15 protein-coding genes are annotated in these 17,055 nt (G+C 73.5%); 11 read left to right on the top strand and 4 right to left on the bottom strand.

The genetic code is table 11. The annotated features are described in order from the left end of the window. The 5 genes from sucB to M4J07_RS08520 form a co-directional block, all read left to right on the top strand. Positions 1 to 961, top strand: a 961-nt coding sequence (sucB, locus tag M4J07_RS08540; protein ID WP_255969093.1) for a 2-oxoglutarate dehydrogenase, E2 component, dihydrolipoamide succinyltransferase, incomplete at its 5' end; no start/stop codon positions are given. A gap of 250 nt (positions 962 to 1,211) precedes the next feature. Next, entirely contained in the window at positions 1,212 to 1,835 is a 624-nt protein-coding gene (locus M4J07_RS08535; RefSeq protein WP_255969091.1) for a GntR family transcriptional regulator, read from the top strand. Between the two features lie 288 nt (positions 1,836 to 2,123). Next, a complete protein-coding gene (gene aceE, locus M4J07_RS08530; RefSeq protein WP_255969090.1) occupies positions 2,124 to 4,829 on the top strand; it encodes a pyruvate dehydrogenase (acetyl-transferring), homodimeric type in 2,706 nt (901 codons plus the stop codon). 94 nt (positions 4,830 to 4,923) lie between these two features. Further along, on the top strand, positions 4,924 to 5,904 hold the full coding sequence (locus M4J07_RS08525) for a helix-turn-helix transcriptional regulator (RefSeq protein WP_255969087.1): 981 nt from the start codon (positions 4,924 to 4,926) through the stop codon (positions 5,902 to 5,904). A gap of 121 nt (positions 5,905 to 6,025) precedes the next feature. Then, positions 6,026 to 6,541 (top strand): DUF4240 domain-containing protein, encoded by a 516-nt coding sequence (locus M4J07_RS08520; RefSeq protein ID WP_255969099.1) that lies wholly within the window; start codon positions 6,026 to 6,028, stop codon positions 6,539 to 6,541. A 254-nt stretch (positions 6,542 to 6,795) separates the two neighbouring features. Here the strand turns inward: M4J07_RS08520 and M4J07_RS08515 are convergent, their stop codons facing one another. After that, positions 6,796 to 7,683, bottom strand: coding sequence for a TIGR01777 family oxidoreductase (locus tag M4J07_RS08515; RefSeq protein WP_255969085.1), 888 nt, complete (start codon positions 7,681 to 7,683; stop codon positions 6,796 to 6,798). Between the two features lie 32 nt (positions 7,684 to 7,715). Here M4J07_RS08515 and M4J07_RS08510 point away from each other — a divergent pair, with 32 nt between their 5' ends. The 3 genes from M4J07_RS08510 to M4J07_RS08500 are packed head-to-tail and all read left to right on the top strand — an operon-like array spanning position 7,716 to position 10,745. Beyond that, complete coding sequence (locus tag M4J07_RS08510; protein ID WP_255969084.1) at positions 7,716 to 8,204, top strand: GNAT family N-acetyltransferase; 489 nt, start codon at positions 7,716 to 7,718, stop codon at positions 8,202 to 8,204. A 54-nt stretch (positions 8,205 to 8,258) separates the two neighbouring features. Beyond that, positions 8,259 to 9,398, top strand: coding sequence for a PP2C family protein-serine/threonine phosphatase (locus M4J07_RS08505; protein WP_255969083.1), 1,140 nt, complete (start codon positions 8,259 to 8,261; stop codon positions 9,396 to 9,398). An 18-nt stretch (positions 9,399 to 9,416) separates the two neighbouring features. Further along, the gene (locus tag M4J07_RS08500; RefSeq protein ID WP_255969082.1) at positions 9,417 to 10,745 is read left to right on the top strand and encodes a hypothetical protein; all 1,329 of its coding nucleotides are present in this window, start codon (positions 9,417 to 9,419) and stop codon (positions 10,743 to 10,745) included. Positions 10,746 to 10,861: 116 nt separating this feature from the next. On the opposite strand, the gene M4J07_RS08495 is transcribed toward M4J07_RS08500, so the two are convergent. Continuing rightward, a complete protein-coding gene (locus M4J07_RS08495; RefSeq protein ID WP_255969081.1) occupies positions 10,862 to 11,653 on the bottom strand; it encodes a peptidoglycan recognition protein family protein in 792 nt (263 codons plus the stop codon). Between the two features lie 101 nt (positions 11,654 to 11,754). Here M4J07_RS08495 and M4J07_RS08490 point away from each other — a divergent pair, with 101 nt between their 5' ends. Beyond that, entirely contained in the window at positions 11,755 to 12,945 is a 1,191-nt protein-coding gene (locus tag M4J07_RS08490; RefSeq protein ID WP_255969097.1) for a MarP family serine protease, read from the top strand. A gap of 161 nt (positions 12,946 to 13,106) precedes the next feature. Here M4J07_RS08490 and M4J07_RS08485 read toward each other — a convergent pair whose 3' ends face one another. Together M4J07_RS08485 and M4J07_RS08480 are read right to left on the bottom strand one after the other, a co-directional pair. Further along, the gene (locus M4J07_RS08485) at positions 13,107 to 13,952 is read right to left on the bottom strand and encodes an SDR family NAD(P)-dependent oxidoreductase (protein WP_255969080.1); all 846 of its coding nucleotides are present in this window, start codon (positions 13,950 to 13,952) and stop codon (positions 13,107 to 13,109) included. After that, complete coding sequence (locus M4J07_RS08480) at positions 13,949 to 14,749, bottom strand: SDR family NAD(P)-dependent oxidoreductase (RefSeq protein WP_255969077.1); 801 nt, start codon at positions 14,747 to 14,749, stop codon at positions 13,949 to 13,951. Before M4J07_RS08480 ends, M4J07_RS08485 begins: the two co-directional genes overlap by 4 nt. 130 nt (positions 14,750 to 14,879) lie before the next feature. On the opposite strand from M4J07_RS08480, the gene M4J07_RS08475 reads away from it, so the two are divergent. Further along, a complete protein-coding gene (locus M4J07_RS08475; RefSeq protein ID WP_255969095.1) occupies positions 14,880 to 15,479 on the top strand; it encodes a TetR family transcriptional regulator in 600 nt (199 codons plus the stop codon). A gap of 169 nt (positions 15,480 to 15,648) precedes the next feature. Next, positions 15,649 to 17,016 (top strand): NAD(P)/FAD-dependent oxidoreductase, encoded by a 1,368-nt coding sequence (locus tag M4J07_RS08470; RefSeq protein WP_255969075.1) that lies wholly within the window; start codon positions 15,649 to 15,651, stop codon positions 17,014 to 17,016. Positions 17,017 to 17,055 lie beyond the last annotated feature (39 nt).

Raw genomic sequence — 17,055 nt, 5'->3', positions numbered from 1 at the left:
CCCGGCCGCGCCGGCCGCCACCCCGGTGGACGACGGCGCCTACGTGACCCCGCTGGTGCGCAAGCTCGCGTCCGAGAACGGCGTGGACCTGTCCACCGTCAAGGGCAGTGGCGTCGGTGGCCGCATCCGCAAGCAGGACGTCATCGCCGCCGCGGAGGCCGCCAAGGCCGCCGCTCCGGCCGCTGCCGCCCCGGCCGCCGCTGCCGCTCCGAAGGCTCCGGCCCTGGAGGTCTCTCCCCTCCGCGGCCAGACCGTCAAGCTGCCGCGCATCCGCAAGGCCATCGCGGACAACATGCACCGCGCGCTGCAGGAGCAGGCCCAGCTGTCCTCGGTCATCGAGGTCGACATCACCAAGCTGATGAAGCTGCGCAACAAGGCCAAGGACGGCTTCGCCGCCCGCGAGGGCGTCAAGCTCTCCCCGATGCCGTTCTTCGTCAAGGCCGCCGTCCAGGCGCTGAAGGCCCACCCGGTCATCAACGCCCGCCTGAACTACGACGAGGGCACCATCACCTACTTCGACTCCGAGAACGTCGGCATCGCCGTCGACTCGGAGAAGGGCCTGATGACCCCGGTCATCAAGGGTGCCGGTGACCTGAACATCGCGGGCATCGCCAAGAAGACCGCGGAGCTGGCCACCAAGGTCCGCACGAACAAGATCGCCCCGGACGACCTGTCGGGCGCCACCTTCACGATCTCCAACACGGGTTCGCGCGGTGCGCTCTTCGACACGGTCATCGTCCCGCCGAACCAGGTCGCCATCCTGGGCATCGGCGCCACGGTGAAGCGCCCGGTCGTCGTCTCCGACCCGGAGCTCGGTGACACGATCGCCGTCCGCGACATGACGTACGTGACGCTCTCCTACGACCACCGTCTGGTGGACGGCGCCGACGCGGCCCGTTACCTGACGACGGTCAAGCAGATCCTCGAGGCCGGCGAGTTCACCGCCGAGCTGGGTCTGTAAGCACCCGAGCGGCGCAGAGGTACGACGGAGCCCCCGTCCGGAGTTCAGCTCCGGGCGGGGGCTCCGCGCGTGACACGGCTCGTCACCGGGCCCGGCGCACCCGTCAGAATGTTTCCGGCTCCGGGCGGGCACGTCTCTGTAACGGGCATCACCCGTGGCGAGAGCGACCGTGCCCCTTCTGTCCTGGGCCGCAGCCGTATTGTCTAAGGGTCCCGCCGACCCCCGGGTCCGCACCTGCCGAGGAGCCTCCATGACCGCGCCCGTCATCCACTCGCTGCGCGAACAGATCCGCGAGCACATCGTGGAGGGGATCGTCAGCGGCCGCTGGAAGCCCGGCGAGCGGATCGTGGAGCGCCGGATCGCCACCGAGCTGGAGGTCAGCCAGACGCCCGTACGGGAAGCCCTGCGGGAGCTGGAGTCGCTGCGGCTCATCGAGTCGGCGCCGAACAAGGGCGTGCGCGTACGGAACCTCTCCGCGGCGGACCTGGAGGAGAGCTACCCGGTGCGCGCGGGCCTGGAGGCCATCGCCGCCGAGCTGGCCGCCGAGCGGCTCGCCGAGGACTGCTCGGCCCTGGAACCGCACGTCGCGGCGCTGTACGTGGCCGACCAGGAGGCCGACGGGACCGGCCAGGTGCGGCACACCGTGGGCTTCCACCGGGAGATGGTGCGGGCGGCGGGGAACTCCGTGCTGCTGCACACCTGGGAGGGGCTCGGCATCGAGGTGTTCACGGCGCTGTCGATCCGGTGGCTGGGGACCGTTCAGCAGTCGTACGCGGAGGAGCACGCGGACCTCGTCGCCGCGTTCCAGCGGCGTGATCCGGACATCGCGGCGCTGGTGAAGGCGCATGTCCTGGGGTGTGCCCCGCGGGCGTGAGCTGCGTCTCGTCTGCCATGTGCGGTGCGTTGCGGAGTGATCGCCGTATGTGGCTGTCGCCCAGTTCCCCGCGCCCCTTACGGGGCACGGAGTGCCCCTCACCCGGGCACTCTGTGCCTACTTTCTCGATCTGAAGAGGTTTTGCCCTTCAACCCTTTGATCGATCATCGATCAGGGAGTTACAGTCGCCGACGGGTCTCCACCGGGACCCGAACCCGCCCTGTCCTGCCAAAGACAGAGGGCACCCCCAACCCCACCCCCTTCGACTCAGGAAGGCGTGCGGCGACTATGACCGACCCCATGCGCATCCAGCCGAGCGAGCTCGACCAGCTCCCGGACCGCGACCCGGAGGAGACCGCCGAATGGCAGGCCTCCCTGGACGCCGTTACCCAGGCGGCCGGGCCGCACCGTGCCGCGCAGCTGATGCGGCGCACGCTGGAGCGCGGCGAGGCCGGCGGCCTGCCGCTGCCCAAGCTCCTGTCCACCGAGTACGTCAACTCGATCCCCACCTCCGCCGAGCCGGACTTCCCCGGTGACGAGGAGATGGAAGCCAGGATCACCGCGTACAACCGCTGGAACGCGGCCGCGATGGTGACCCGTGGCTCGAAGCACGGCGTCGGCGGCCACATCGCCACCTTCGCCTCGGCGGCCTGGCTGTACGAGACCGGCTTCAACCACTTCTTCCGCGGGAAGGAGGGCGACGGCTCCGGCGACCAGCTGTACATCCAGGGCCACGCGTCGCCCGGCATCTACGCGCGCGCCTTCCTCGACGGCCGCCTCTCCGAGGCGCAGCTCGACAACTTCCGCCGCGAGGCGGGGGGCAACGGCCTGCCGTCGTACCCGCACCCGCGCCGCCTGCCGTGGCTGTGGGAGTTCCCGACCGTGTCCATGGGCCTCGGCCCGCTGTCGGCGATCTACCAGGCGCGGTTCAACCGCTACCTGACCGCCCGCAACATCAAGGACACGTCGAACTCGCACGTCTGGGCCTTCCTCGGCGACGGCGAGATGGACGAGCCCGAGTCGACCTCGGCGCTCACGCTCGCCGCCCGCGAGGGTCTGGACAACCTGACCTTCGTCATCAACTGCAACCTGCAGCGCCTGGACGGTCCGGTCCGCCCGAACTTCCGCGTCGTGCAGGAGCTTGAAGCACAGTTCCGTGGCTCCGGCTGGAACGTCATCAAGTCGATGTGGGGCAACGCGTGGGACGAGCTGTTCCAGCTCGACACCACCGGCGCGCTCCTGGAGCGGCTCCGTGAGGTCCCGGACGCCCAGTTCCAGACGTACCAGACGCGCGACGTCGCCTACATCCGCGAGAACTTCTTCGGTACGAGCCCGGCGCTCATCGAGCTCGCCAAGGTGCTGTCCGACGACAAGATCTCCGAGTGCTTCCACGTCTCGCGCGGCGGTCACGAGCCCCGCAAGGTGTACGCGGCGTACAAGGCGGCCGTCGAGCACAAGGGCGCCCCGACGGTCATCCTGACCCAGACCGTCAAGGGCTTCACGCTCGGCAAGGGCTTCGAGTCCAAGAACGCCAACCACCAGATGAAGAAGCTGACGATCGACGAGTTCAAGGGCATGCGTGACCTCCTTGACCTGCCGATCCCGGACAGCCGCTTCGAGGACGGCGTCGTTCCGTACGCGCGTCCCGCCGAGGGCTCCCCCGAGCTGCGCTACCTGGCCGAGCGCCGTGCCGCCCTGGGCGGTCCGGCCCCGGCCCGCCGTACGCAGCCGCTGGCGCCGCTGCCCGCGCCCGCCGACAAGGCGTTCGCCTCGTTCGACAAGGGCTCCGGCACGCAGTCCGTCGCGTCGACGATGGCGCTCGTACGGCTCCTGAAGGACCTCGTACGGGACAAGACGTCCGGCAAGCGCTGGGTGCCGATCATCCCCGACGAGGCGCGCACCTTCGGCATGGAGTCGCTGTTCCCGTCGCTGGGCCTGTACTCGCCCAAGGGCCAGACGTACGACCCGGTCGACCGCGACCAGCTCATGTACTACAAGGAGTCCGAGTCCGGCCAGATCCTCAACGAGGGGATCAACGAGGCGGGCTCGCTCGCCGACTTCATCGCCGCCGCCACGTCGTACTCGACGCACGGCGAGCAGATGATCCCGCTGTACATCTTCTACTCGATGTTCGGCTGGCAGCGCACCGGCGACCAGTTCTGGCAGCTCGCCGACCAGATGGGCCGCGGCTTCGTCGTCGGCGCCACCGCCGGTCGCACGACGCTGACGGGTGAGGGCCTGCAGCACGCGGACGGCCACTCGCCGATGATCGCGGCGACCAATCCGGCCGCCCTGTCGTACGACCCGGCCTTCGCCTACGAGATCGCCACGATCATGAAGGAAGGCCTGCGCCGCATGTACGGCGAGGCCAAGCCGGGCGAGGACCAGGACGTCTTCTACTACCTGACCGTCTACAACGAGCCGATGCCGCAGCCGGCGAAGCCGTCCGTGGCCGGTCTGGACGAGGCCATCATCAAGGGCCTCTACCGGTTCAACACCGCGGAGACCGCGGGGGTGAACGTGGCGGCCGCCAACGCCCCGCGCATCAACCTCATCGGTTCCGGTACGGCGATCCACTGGACGCTCAAGGCGCAGCAGCTGCTCGCCGAGGAGTGGGGCGTCGCCGCCGACGTCTGGTCGGCCACCTCGTGGACCGAACTGCGCCGGGACGCCCTGGAGGCGGACGCCGCGATCCTGCGCGGCGAGGAGAAGGTGCCGTTCGTGCGCCAGGCCCTGGCCGGCGCGCAGGGCCCGGTCCTGGCCGTGTCCGACTACATGCGCCAGGTCCCGGACCAGATCGCGCAGTGGGTCGAGCAGGACTACACCTCGCTGGGTGCCGACGGCTTCGGCCTCTCGGACACCCGTGAGGACGCCCGCCGCCACTTCGGCGTCGACGCCGAGTCGATCGTCGTCGCGGCCCTGGCCCAGCTCGCCAAGCGGGGCGAGGTCAAGGCGACGGCCGTGAAGGAAGCGCGCGAGCGCTACGGCCTGTAGGAACCGCCACGGCCTGACAGAGCCGGCAGAGTCGACAGAGCCCCCGCCCTCCGTGGCGGGGGCTCTGTCGTACCCGGGCGGCATGATGGACGGCATGCGCGCTGCCCGCCTGATCAAGATGGTGCTCCTGCTCCAGTCGCGGCCGTCGATGACCGCCGCCGAGCTGGCGCGCGAGCTGGAGGTGTCCGAGCGGACCATCACGCGGGACGCGCAGGCCCTGTCGGAGGCGGGCGTGCCGGTGTACGCGGACCGGGGCAGGGCCGGCGGCTACCGGCTGATCGGGGGGTACCGGACGCGGCTGACCGGGCTCGCGCGCGGTGAGGCGGAGGCGTTGTTCCTGTCCGGGGTGCCGGGCGCGCTGCGCGAGATGGGGCTGGAGGACGCGTCGTCGGCGGCCCGCCTGAAGGTGTCGGCGGCGCTCCTGCCGTCGCTGCGGGACGCGTCGCGGACGGCGGCGCAGCGCTTCCACCTGGACGCGCCGGGCTGGTTCCAGGAGCCACAGACGCCCGACCTCCTGCCCGCGGTCGCGGAGGCGGTCTGGGACGACCTGGTGGTGCGGGTGCGGTACCGCAGGCAGGACACCGAGGTGGAGCGGGAGCTCGAGCCGTACGGGCTCGTGCTCAAGGCCGGGGTCTGGTATCTGGCGGCGCGGGTGCGCGGCGGGGACGCGTTCCGGGTGTACCGCATCGACCGGTTCACGTCGGTGGCGGCCGGTGAGGAGCACTTCGTACGGGCCGAGGGGGAGGACGCGTTCGATCTGCCCGGTTTCTGGGAGGAGCGGGCCGCGCAGTTCGCGCGGGCGCTGCTGCGGGCCGAGGTCGTCGTACGGCTGACGGCGGCGGGCGTACGACAGCTGCCGTACGCCACCGACCGGGCGTCCGCGCGGGAGGCCATGGAGTCGGCCGGGGCGGCCGGTCCTGACGGGCGGGTGACCGTGACGCTGCCGGTCGAGTCGGAGGACGTCGCGTACACCCAGCTCATGGCGCTCGGACCGGAGGCGGAGGTGCTGGCTCCGGAACGGCTGCGGGAGCGGTTCGCGCTGGCGGCGCGCCGGATGCGGGGGTGGTACGGGTGAGCGCGGGGCGTACGCCCGTGCCGTGGGCGGGGTGCCCTGGGCATGTGCACGCGTAACGAAGTGGGACAGCTCGTACGCTCGGCGTGCGCCCCCTGGGTCCAGGGCCGATGCTTGTCCCGTGATGGACGAGACCGAGTTCTGGGAGATCGTGGACCGTACTCGTGTGGCCGCCGACGGCGACCCCGAGGACCACGCCGAGCTGCTCGTCGACAGACTGCTGCAGTCCGACCCGGACTCCGTGCTCGACTTCGCCCGTCACTTCGAGGTCCGGTACAACCGGGCCTACCGCTGGGACCTGTGGGGTGCGGCGTGGGTGCTGCTCGGCGGGGCCAGCGACGACGCGTTCGACTTCTTCCGGTGCTGGCTGATCGGGCAGGGCCGGGAGGTCTTCGAGGGGGCGCTGCACGAGCCCGACGCGCTGGCGGAGCTGCTCGACCAGTTCGACGAGGAGGTCGACGGGGACGGGGAGGAGCTCGGGTACGCGGCGGACGAGGCGTACGAGGAGTTGACCGGGACGGTTGCGGCCGACCTGGGTATTCCGCCGCCCCCTGCGGAGCCGGAGGGTACGCCGATCGACTTCGAGGACACGGGGGTTCTGGCCCGGTTGTACCCCCGCCTGACGGAACGCTTCGGCTAGCCGCCGGTTCTGGTGGTCGGCTGCGGGTGCGTGGGGGCTGGTCGCGCCCCTGAGCGTCTGCCGGGTTGCGGGGGTGTTCTCGACCGCGGGCCGGTGGGGGCTTCTCGCGCAGTTCCCCGCGCCCCTGAAGGCATGCGCTGACGCGCAGCCTTCCCCCGCCAGGGAGAGGCCGCCCGCAGGGCGTGCCTCTCAGGGGCGCGGGGAACTGCGCGACCAACCCCCACCGGACCCGCGGACGAAGCCGTCGCACCGGCTCACGCAGCCCCGATGGCCTGCTCGACTCCGGGATACGTGAACTCGAAGCCCGACTCCAGCAGACGCGTCGGCACCGCGCGGGTCGAGCCCAGAACGTCCCCCGCCATCTCCCCCAGCACCAGGCGGAGCGCCTGCGCCGGGACGGGAAAGAGCGTCGGCCGGTGCAGCACGCGCCCCATCGCCGCCGTCACCTCCCGGTTCGTCGCGGGATGCGGCGCCGTCAGATTGACCGGGCCCGACACCGACTCCTGGTCCAGGAGGTGCCGCAGCGCGGCGACGTGGTCGTGCAGCGCGATGTACGACCAGTACTGCCGCCCGTCGCCCATCCGCCCCCCGAGCCCGGCCTTGAACAGCGGGAAGAGCATGGCCCAGGCGCCGCCGCCCCGGGCGACGACGAGACCGGTGCGGGCCAGGACGGTGCGGATGCCGGCCTGGTGCGCGGGCGCCGTGGCGGCCTCCCACTCCACGCACAGCGAGGGCAGGAACCCGGCACCGGCGGGCGCCGCCTCGTCGACGGCCCGGGAGCCGGTGTCGCCGTAGTAGCCGATCGCGCTGCCGTTGAGGAGGACCCGCGGCGGGGTGGCGAGGGAGGCCGCGGCCTCGGCGAGGGCCGTCGTGCCGAGGACCCGGCTGTCCCGGATCTCCTGCTTGTACGCCGCCGTCCAGCGGTGGTCGCCGACCCCGGCGCCCGCGAGGTTGACGATCGCCTCGCAGCCGTCGAGCCGGGACGTGTCGACGTAGCAGGCCTTCGGGTCCCAGCGGACCTCCTCGGCCGACCGGGCCGCGCGCCGTACCAGGCGGAGCACGTCGTGTCCGTCGGCGGTCAGGGAACGGACGAGGGCCGAGCCGATGAGTCCGGAGGCGCCCGCCACCGCGATACGTGTCATTCCTCCATCCTGCCGGTCGTACAGTGGCCCGCATGTCACAGCCCCGCATACGGTTCGGCGTGCCGGACGACGACGCTCCGCTGGCCCGGCTCGACCGGGAGACCTGGTCGCACCTGCACGCGGTCAAGCCGCGGGACGAGCCGCCGTACGCGCCGTTCTTCAACGAGCGCTTCGGGCCGCGCGACCATCTGGTGGCCGACCTCGACGGCCGGCTGGTGGGCTACGTCCGGATCGGCTATCCGACGTCGCTGCGGGCCAACGCGCACGTGCGGCAGATCCAGGGCCTGGCCGTCGCCGACGCGGTGCGCGGGCACGGCATCGGCCGGACCCTGGTGCGGTCGGCGGTCGAGCACGCGCGGCGGCAGGGCGCGCGGCGGATCACCCTGCGGGTGCTCGGCCACAACCTTCCCGCCCGGCGGCTGTACGAGGCGGAGGGCTTCGTCGTCGAGGGCGTGCTGCCCGAGGAGTTCCTGCTGGACGGCGCCTACGTCGACGATGTGCTGATGGGGCAGACGCTGTAGCCGCCGGTCCGGCGTGCGCGTGCGGCGGGCAGCCACCCGTAGCAGGGTGAGTGCATGACCTGGCCCGTGGTGCGCCGCCGTGACCGCGGGGAGGAGCGTGCCTGGCTGCGCGGGGCGCCGCCGCCGCGCTGGGTGCGCTGGCTGCCGGTCGTGCTCCTGGTGGGCCTGTGCGTCCTCCAGGCGGTCACCGAGGACCGGCTCGACCTCGGCTTCCTGCTCGGTGCCCTGCCGCCGCTCGCGGCCCTGTCGTACGGGCCCGCGGCGACGGCGGTGCTCGGCGGTGTCGTGGTCCTGCTCCTGGACATCCCCGCGACGGGCTTCGGGCGGGAGGGCAACAGCGACGTGCTGACCGTGGCGTTCGTCGCCGTCCTGAGCGTGCTGATCGCCTGGGTGCGCAGCCGCCGCGACGACCAGCTCGTGACCGTCCGTACGGTGGCGGAGGCGGCGCAGTTCGCGGTGCTCCCGCCGCTGCCCGAGCAGGTCGGGACGGTGCGCTGCGCGGGCGTGTACCGGGCGGCGCAGCGGGGCGCGCTGGTGGGCGGCGACTTCTTCGACGTGCGGCGCGGCCCGCGCGGGGTGCGGGCGGTCGTCGGCGACGTGCAGGGGCACGGTCTCGCGGCGGTGGGCACGGTCGCGGGGCTGCTCGGCGCGTTCCGGGAGGCGGTGCTCGACCAGCCGGACCTGGAGCGGGTCGCGGCGCGGCTCGACCGCCGGCTGGTGGTGGACGCGGCGCAGGACGAGCACGCGGAGCTGTTCGCGACGGCGGTGTTCCTGGAGTTCCCCGACGACTCCCCGGTCGTACGGATCGTGGCGTGCGGCCATCCGCCTCCGCTGCTGCTGCGCGACGGGCGGGTGACGGAGCTGCCGGTGCCGTCCGGGGCGCCGCTCGGGCTCGGGCTCGCCGGACTCGCGCCGCCCGAGCAGCTGACGGTGGAGCTCAGGCCGGGCGACCGGCTGCTGGCGCCGACCGACGGGGTGACGGAGGCGCGCAACGCGGCCGGCGCCTTCTATCCGCTGGCCGAACGCCTGCCGCGGTTCGCCGGCGAGGACCCGGCCGCGCTCACCGACGCGGTGTGGCGCGACGTGGTGCGCTTCGCGGACACCGTGCGGGACGATCTGACCCTGCTGGTCTTCGCCCCGCAGGCACCGCGGCAGGCGCGGGAACGGGGGCCGGATGTGCTCGACGCGAGGTGAGGTGTGAACGTAGAGCCCATGAAACACCTGCGCCTCCCGCGCCGCCCCGGATCTCGTCGTGCCGCGGCCACCGTCTCCGCGCTGCTGCTGCCCCTCGCCCTGTCCGGCTGCTCCGACGACGACAGCACGGCCGCTCCCCCGGTGGCCTCGCCCGCGGCGACGGCCAGCGGCGCGCGGTGCGTGACGGATCCGCCGGCCCCGGACGAGGGCGCCGGCGCCTCACCGGCGGGCGTGGGCGCGTACGCGCTGGACAGCGGGGAGGTCGTGGCGCCGCGCAGAAAGACGTTCACGACGAAGGAGGGCGACGAGTCGGCGGTGCTCGTGTCCGGGTCCGGGCGGCTGTCGACGCGCGACTCGGACGTCACCAAGCGCGGTGCCACGTCGTCCGTGGACGCGTCGGGCGGGCACGGCCTCAACGCGGCGGTGCTGGCCCGCGACGGGGGCCAGGTCACCCTGTCCGGCGGCGAGTTCGACACCAAGGGCAAGGGCGCGACGGGCGTCTTCGCGTCCGGCGAGGGCGCGCGGGCCACGCTCAGCGCGAACGCCGTCAAGGCGAAGGGCGCGTCCGCGCACGGCGTGATGGCGTCGTACGGGGGCGTCCTCGACCTGACCTACGTCGACATCGACACGGCGGGCGCGCAGGCCGCCCCGATCGCGACCGGGCCCGGCGGGGCGAAGGTGACGGTGTCCGGCTCCACGGTCACGTCGGCCGGCTGCGGTTCGCCGGGCGTGCAGAGCGCGGGCGACGTCACGGTGTCCGGGACGCTGTTCGACGTGGCGAACTCGGAGGCGTTCACGGTGGAGTCCGGGGGTGCGCTGACCCTGAAGGACGTCCGGGCGTCGGCCGCCGCGGGCGGTGTGGTGCTGCGGGGTGCGGGCGACACGGCGTTCTCGATGTCCGGCGGGTCGATCCAGGCGGCCGACGGTGACGTGTTCTCGGTCCAGCAGGCCGTCGCCGACGTGAAGTTGACCGGCGGGGCCGAGGTGACGACGAAGGACGGGGTGCTGCTGCGCGTCCGCGACAAGGGGGTCGCGACGTTCTCGGCGCACAACGAGAAGCTGACGGGTGACGTGGTCGTGGCGGACGGGTCCGCCGCGCTCGACCTGACCGGGTCCACGACGCTGGACGGAAAGGTCCGGGGTGCTTCGCTGACGGTCGGGTCGGGGGCGACGTGGTCGGTGGGCGGGGATTCGTCGCTGGCGGGGCTGACGCTGAGCGACGACGTCTCCGACGCGATTCGGGGGAACGGGTTCACGGTGACGTACGACTCGGGGGCCAGTCCGGGGCTCGGCGGCCGTACGTATCGCCTCTCCGGCGGCGGGACCCTGAAGCCCGCCTCGCCGTAAGGGTTCTCGGGTCGGGCGGCCGCGGGTCTCGTCGTGGCTGGTCGCGCAGTTCCCCGCGCCCCTGAAGGCATGCGCTGACGCGCAGCCTTCAACGGGTCACCCAGCGGAGCGGGCGGTCAGGGGCGGCCCTGCAGGCGGGCTGCCCGGTCCCGGATCGCCGGGAGTTCGGCCATCAGCGCGAGACCGGGGCAGAACGTCTCGTACCCGTCCCGGTGCCCGGAGACCGCCAGGAAGTCCGCGGAGCGCCCCGCGGGGAACCGGCTGTGGCCGTTGCTGGAGACGAGCCGCACCGTGGCCCGTGGATCCGTCCCCGACAGGCCCAGTTTCCACGCGGCGACCGCCGCGATCGCGTCCGTCATGGCCCGCGGCACCGGCGTGCCCTGCGTGAACGTGCCGATCGCGGCGATCCCGGCCGTGTTCTGGTTGAAGCCCTGCGTGTGGGCGCCGACGACGGCCCGGTCGACACCGCCCGCGCGGCCCTCGTAGACGGTGCCGCAGCGGTCGACGAGGAAGTTGTAGCCGATGTCGTCCCACTCCCGGCCGCCGGCCTGGCCCGCGTACAGGTAGCGGATGATGCGGGGCGCGTCCGCGCAGTCGTAGCCGTTCGGGGAGTCCGTGTGGTGGAGGAAGACGGCCTCGACGTGGTCTGCGTAGCGGATCGGGTCGCGATGGTACGTCTCCGCGCCCGCGAGCCAGACCGTGCGCGGCACGATCCGCGGCCGGGCGGCCGAGTGCGCGCCCGCGGCGGCCCGGCGCACCGGCACGGCGGCGGCCGGCATGGCGGCGGCCCGGGCGAGCGGCTGCGTGCCGGGGGTACCGCGATGGTCGACGGAGACGGCGCACAGCACGAGGAGCCCGAGGGCCAGGGCCCCGGGCAGGCAGCACAACACAGTCCGTAGGACGCGCACGTCTTCCACTCTCGGGCCGTTCCGTCCTGTGCGGTCGACCACATGTCGGCCAGTCGGCGGAACCAGCACCGGGTCCGTGGTCGTTTGTTACCGATATGGACCTGCACATACTCGACGTGCTGCTGATCGTGGTGGCGCTCGCCTACGCGGCGTCCGGCTACCGGCGCGGGCTGCTCGCGGGTTTCGTCTCGCTGGCCGGGTTCGTCGGCGGCGCCGTCGTCGGCGTCTGGCTGCTGCCGTTCGTGATGGAGGCGGTCACGGCCGGCACGACGGCGGCCACGACCGTCGCCGTGCTCACGGTGCTGCTGCCCGCGGTCGCCGGGCACGCCCTGGCCGGGCGCCTCGCGCTGCGGGTGCGGGGCGAGATGGACCGGGCGCCGGGGCCGCTGCGGGTCGCGGACGGGATCGGCGGGGCGGCGGCCGGGGCGGTCGCGGCCCTCGTGGTGGCGTGGGTGGCGGGCAGCGTGCTCCTCGCGTCGTCGTCCACCTCGCTCAACCAGGCGATCCGGAACTCCACGGTGCTCGGCGCCGTGCAGGACACGATGCCGTCGACGACGCCCGCCTGGTTCTCCCGGGCCACCGGGGCGCTCACCTCGGCGGGCTTCCCGCAGGTCTTCGACCCGTTCGCGAACGAGCCGTCGGCCGAGGTCGCGAAGCCCTCCGGGGACAACGTGACGCGGGCCGCGACCCGTGCCGCCCAGCGCAGCACCGTCAAGGTGGAGGGCGCGTCGGGCACCCAGGGCCGGGAGGGCAGCGGATTCGTGTACTCCGCCCACCACGTGATGACGAACGCGCACGTGGTGGCGGGCATCGACGACCCGTCGGTGCGGGTCGGCGGGGTGGGCCGGGCGTACCCGGCGAAGGTCGTCCTGTTCGACCCGGACAAGGACGTCGCGGTGCTGTACGTGCCGGACCTCGACGCCCCGGTCCTGTCCTTCGACGACAGCGCGTCGCGCGGGTCCGCCGCGGTGGTCGCGGGCTATCCGCAGGACGGCGGCCTCGACCTCCAGGCCGCGACGGTGGCCGACACGATCAGGGCGGGCGGGCAGGACATCTACGGCTCGGGGAACGTGACGCGCGAGATCTACTCGATCCGCTCCACGGTGCTGCCCGGCAACTCCGGCGGTCCGCTGCTGACGACGGACGGGCGGGTGTACGGGGTGGTGTTCGCGCGGTCCACGACGGACGCGGGGACGGGGTACGTGCTGACCGCGGGCGAGGTGGCGGGCGACGCGGCGCGGGGCGCGTCCGCTACGGCGCCGGTCGATACGGGTGGGTTGGTGTCGTCGTAGGTCTCGTCGCGGGGTGCGGCTGAGTGGGGCTTCTCCCCGGCGGGGGAAGGCTGCGCGTCAGCGCATGCCTTCAGGGGCGCGGGGCTGTGTCGATCAGCGGCTCCGCCGCGGAGCGCGACCAGCCCCCACTCAGCCGCACCCGGCAACCCGCCGGCAACCGGTCACACATCCATCCGCAGCACCGGATTCTCCCGGCCAAGGATCATCTCCGTACGCGCGGGCAACCCCAGGTCGACGGACTCGGGCTGCGCCGTGACCCAGTACCGCCCCTGCGCGACCTGCTCGAAGACGCGCCGCGCATGCTCCCGCGCGGAGATCCCCACCGTGTCGGCCCGCCGCTGCAGCGCCTCGTTGAAGGCCCGGGCCTCGGGCAGCGTGCCGTCGCCCTCCGCCGCCGTACGGAAGATCTCGCTCTGGACGGAGTCGGGCAGCACCACGGACACCTGGATCGGCGCCTGCCGCATCGACAGCTCGTGGTGGAGGGACTCGGTCAGCGCGAGGGTGCCGAACTTGGTGACGCTGTAGGGCGCCATCAGCGGGCTGGGGAAGAGTCCGCCGACGGACGAGACCTGGAGGATCCAGCCGGGCGTGCCCTGCGCGAGCATGCGCGGCACGAAGGCCCGCAGCACGTTCACGTACCCGCCGATGTTGACGCGGAGCGCCGCGTCCCAGCGGTCGGCGGGGATCTCCCAGGACCAGCCCATGGCCATGATCCCGGCGTTGTTGACCAGCATGTCGACGGTGCCGAAGCGGGCCGCGGCCCGCTTGGCGAGCGCCTCGACGGACGCCGGGTCGGCGACGTCGGTGACGACGTCCTCGGCCTCGGCGCCGGCCGCGCGCAGTTCGTCGGCCACGGCGGCGAGCCGGTCCGCCGCGATGTCGGCGAGGACCAGCTTCATGCCGAGCGAGGCGGCGTGCCGGGCGAACCCGGCGCCGATCCCCGCCGACGCGCCGGTGACGACGGCGACCTTGCCCCGGAAGTCCGCGGGTTCTCCGACGGCGTTCACATGTGGCTCCCGCCGTCGATGCGGACCTCGGTGCCGGTGATGAAGTAGCCGTCGTGCGACGCCAGCATGGCGACCACGGCGGCGACCGCGTCGGGGCCCGCGAAGTTGAAGTCGCCGTGGCCGACCTGGAGCATCGGCGCGGTCTTCTGGAACAGCGTCATGTCGGCGTCGGCGGGCAGGCCGGGGCCGGCCGACTGCCTGGCCCGGCCGGAGCCGTCGGTCATGCCGGAGGAGATGGAGCCGGGCTGCACGGCGGTGAAGCGGATGCCGCGCTTGCTGAACTCCATGGCGAGGGCGTGCGTCATGGACTGGATGCCGCCCTTGGAGGCCGCGTAGGCCGCCATGTAGGGGTGGGCGAAGTTCTGCGCGGTGGACGAGAAGTTGACGACCGCCGGCTCCTGGCCGTCCAGCAGCGCCGGTATGGACTCGCGGATCATCAGGAACGTGCCGACGAGATTGACCTGGATGACCTGGTTGAAGTCGGCGAGCGTGGTCTGCTCGGTGTGTGAGGAGCGCAGGATGCCGGCCGCGTTCACCAGCACGTCGAGCCCGCCGAGCGCCCGGACGGCGGCGGCGACGCCGTCGCGTACGGACGCCTCGTCGGCGACGTTCACGACGACGGTGGTGAGGCGCTCGGCGGCGGTGCCCGCCTTCTGCACGGTGTCCTCGAGCCCGGCCTCGCTGACGTCGGCGGCGACGACCGTGCCGCCCTCCTCCAGCAGACGCAGGACGGTGGCCTGGCCGATGCCGGATCCGCCGCCGGTGATCAGCGCGCGGCGGCCTTCGTAGCGGTTCATGTCGACTCCTCGTGATGCGGTGGTGCGGCGTTGCACGGCGTTCACCGTACGCCTGTGTGGCACGTTTTGCCATAACGTCTTTTCGTGCCACCTTCTTCCCGCTGCGGCTACTCTTCGTCGCGTGAACTCCGTGGACCGACCTCTCTCGCTGACCGAGCGCCGCAAGGCCGCGACCCAGCTCGACATCGCGCGCGCCGCGGCCGAGCTGTTCGCCGACAAGGGCCCCGACGGGACGACGGCCGAGGAGATCGCGGGCCGCGCCGGTGTCGCGCTGCGCACCTTCTACCGGTACTTCCGCAACAAGCAGGACGCGGTGGGCCCGCTGCTCGCCTCCGGCGGGGACCGCTGGCGCGCGCTGCTCGACGGGACGCCGCCGGGCACCCCGCTGCGGGAGGCGCTGGAGGCGGCGGCCGTGGCCTCGCTCTCGGAGCCCGGGGAGGCGGCGGCGGAGGGGCTGCGCTGGACGCGCGGGCTGCTCCGCGCCGCGCAGGACGATCCGGCGCTGCGGGCCGTCTGGTACCGGGTCAACCAGGAGTCCGAGGAGAAGCTGCTGCCGGTGGTGACCCGGCTGGCCCCGCCGGGGACGGACGAGCTCGGGCTCCGGCTGACGGCGGCCGCGGCGACCGACGCGATCCGGGTCTCCCTGGAGGTGTGGGCGACGACGGACGAGGCGTCCCCGGTCGAGTTCGTGATCCGCGCCCTCGGGAGCGGCCCGGGGTCCGCGCACTGAGGGGCGCCCGCGCGCCGGAGCCGCACGCCGGCCCGGCCCCGCGCCCCCGGCGGGGCGCACCCCGCGGCGGGAGCGTGCGCCGGTGCGGCCCCGCCGCGCGGGGCCACGCTCACCGGACCCACACCTACCCTCGACCCGAACTCACGTATTCCGGAGCCGGGTTGGGGGCATGAGGCCTCCAGCCGTCAGCCGCCAACCGCCGGAGGCACACGTGCATGCGGACGTCGTCATCGTCGGGGCCGGAGTCGCGGGACTCACGGCCGCGCAGCACCTGACCAGGGCGGGGGCTCAGGTCCTGGTCCTGGAGGCCGCCGGAGGCATCGGCGGCCGCATGTCCACCGAGAAGGTCGACGGGTTCCGGCTCGACCGGATCGGTCAGCTGCTCAGCACGTCCTACCCCGGGCTGCGCCACACCCCGGGCCTGGACGGGCTCGTCCTGCGCCCCTTCTCCCCCGGTGTGCTGGTGCACAGCGAGGGCCGGCACCACCGGGCCGGGGAGCCGGCCGGGCCCCGGCGCACGAGGGGCGCACTCAGTGCCGCACGCGCCCTGGCGAGCGCTCCCCGGACGGTGCGCGGCATCCGCCCGCCGCTCGGCGGCCCGCTCGACCACGCCCGGCTCGGCACGGCGCTGGCCCGGCTCGCGGCGACCCCGCCCGCCCGGCTGCTCGCCCGGCCCGAACTGCCCATCGGCCGCGCCCTGACCGCCCGCGGCCTGCCGCCGAGGGTGCTGCACGGGTTCGTCCGCCCGCTGCTCTCGGCGCTGCTCTGCGACCCGGACCTGACCACGTCCAGCCGGTGCGCCGACCTCGCCCTGCACGCGTACGCGACGGGCCGCCTCGCCGTCCCGGAGGGGGGCGCGGACGCGCTGCCCGAGCAGCTGGCGAGCACCCTGCCGCCCGGCACCGTACGGACCGGAGTCCGGGTCACCGCCGTCGCCGCGAACTCCGTCACCACCGCCGAGCACGGCAGGGCCGCCTGCCGCGCCGTGCTGCTGGCGACCGACGCGGTCGCCGCCGCCGGACTGCTGCCCGGCCTGCGCGTGCCCGCCTTCCACGAGGTCACGGTGGTGCACCACGCCGTGCCCGAGCCGCCGCTCGCCGAGCCCGCGCTGCTGCTCGACGCGGACCGGCCGGGTCCCGTCGCGCACACCTCCGTGATCAGCCAGGTCGACCCGACGCGCGCCCCCGCGGGACGCGCCCTCGTGTCGTCGACCGTGCTCGGGCCGCCGCCCGCCGAGCACGAGCTGCGCTCCCAGCTCGCCGCCCTCTACGGCACGTCGACGAGCGGCTGGGAGACCCTCGCCGTGCACCACGACCCCCGCGCCGTGCCCGCGATGCCCGCGCCGCACGACCCGCGCCGGCCCGTCCGGCTGCTCGACGGGCTGTACGTGTGCGGGGACCACCGGGACACCAGCACCGTGCAGGGCGCCCTGCACTCGGGACGGCGCGCGGCACGTGCCGTCCTCGCCGACCTCGGACTGCCGGAGGCCGTCCTGCCGGGGGTGTCGGGGGACGCGCCGGTGGGCGAGGCGGCCTGATCGCGTCATTGCACCCCCTGGGACTTACATCGGATCTAT

The sequence above is a fragment of the Streptomyces longispororuber genome (genome assembly GCF_024448165.1).
GTDB classification, from domain to species: domain Bacteria; phylum Actinomycetota; class Actinomycetes; order Streptomycetales; family Streptomycetaceae; genus Streptomyces; species Streptomyces longispororuber_A.
The sequence above is the reverse complement of the archived record's forward strand: the minus strand, read 5'-3'. Positions and strand labels throughout refer to the sequence as shown.

Bases quoted from the DNA above. Each gene is read 5' to 3' on its own strand.
- M4J07_RS08535 (WP_255969091.1), top strand. From the start codon at position 1,212: ATGACCGCGCCCGTCATCCACTCGCTGCGCGAACAGATCCGCGAGCAC.
- aceE (WP_255969090.1), top strand. From the start codon at position 2,124: ATGACCGACCCCATGCGCATCCAGCCGAGCGAGCTCGACCAGCTCCCG.
- M4J07_RS08525 (WP_255969087.1), top strand. From the start codon at position 4,924: ATGCGCGCTGCCCGCCTGATCAAGATGGTGCTCCTGCTCCAGTCGCGG.
- M4J07_RS08520 (WP_255969099.1), top strand. From the start codon at position 6,026: ATGGACGAGACCGAGTTCTGGGAGATCGTGGACCGTACTCGTGTGGCC.
- M4J07_RS08515 (WP_255969085.1), bottom strand. From the start codon at position 7,683: ATGACACGTATCGCGGTGGCGGGCGCCTCCGGACTCATCGGCTCGGCC.
- M4J07_RS08510 (WP_255969084.1), top strand. From the start codon at position 7,716: ATGTCACAGCCCCGCATACGGTTCGGCGTGCCGGACGACGACGCTCCG.
- M4J07_RS08505 (WP_255969083.1), top strand. From the start codon at position 8,259: ATGACCTGGCCCGTGGTGCGCCGCCGTGACCGCGGGGAGGAGCGTGCC.
- M4J07_RS08500 (WP_255969082.1), top strand. From the start codon at position 9,417: ATGAAACACCTGCGCCTCCCGCGCCGCCCCGGATCTCGTCGTGCCGCG.
- M4J07_RS08480 (WP_255969077.1), bottom strand. From the start codon at position 14,749: ATGAACCGCTACGAAGGCCGCCGCGCGCTGATCACCGGCGGCGGATCC.
- M4J07_RS08470 (WP_255969075.1), top strand. From the start codon at position 15,649: ATGAGGCCTCCAGCCGTCAGCCGCCAACCGCCGGAGGCACACGTGCAT.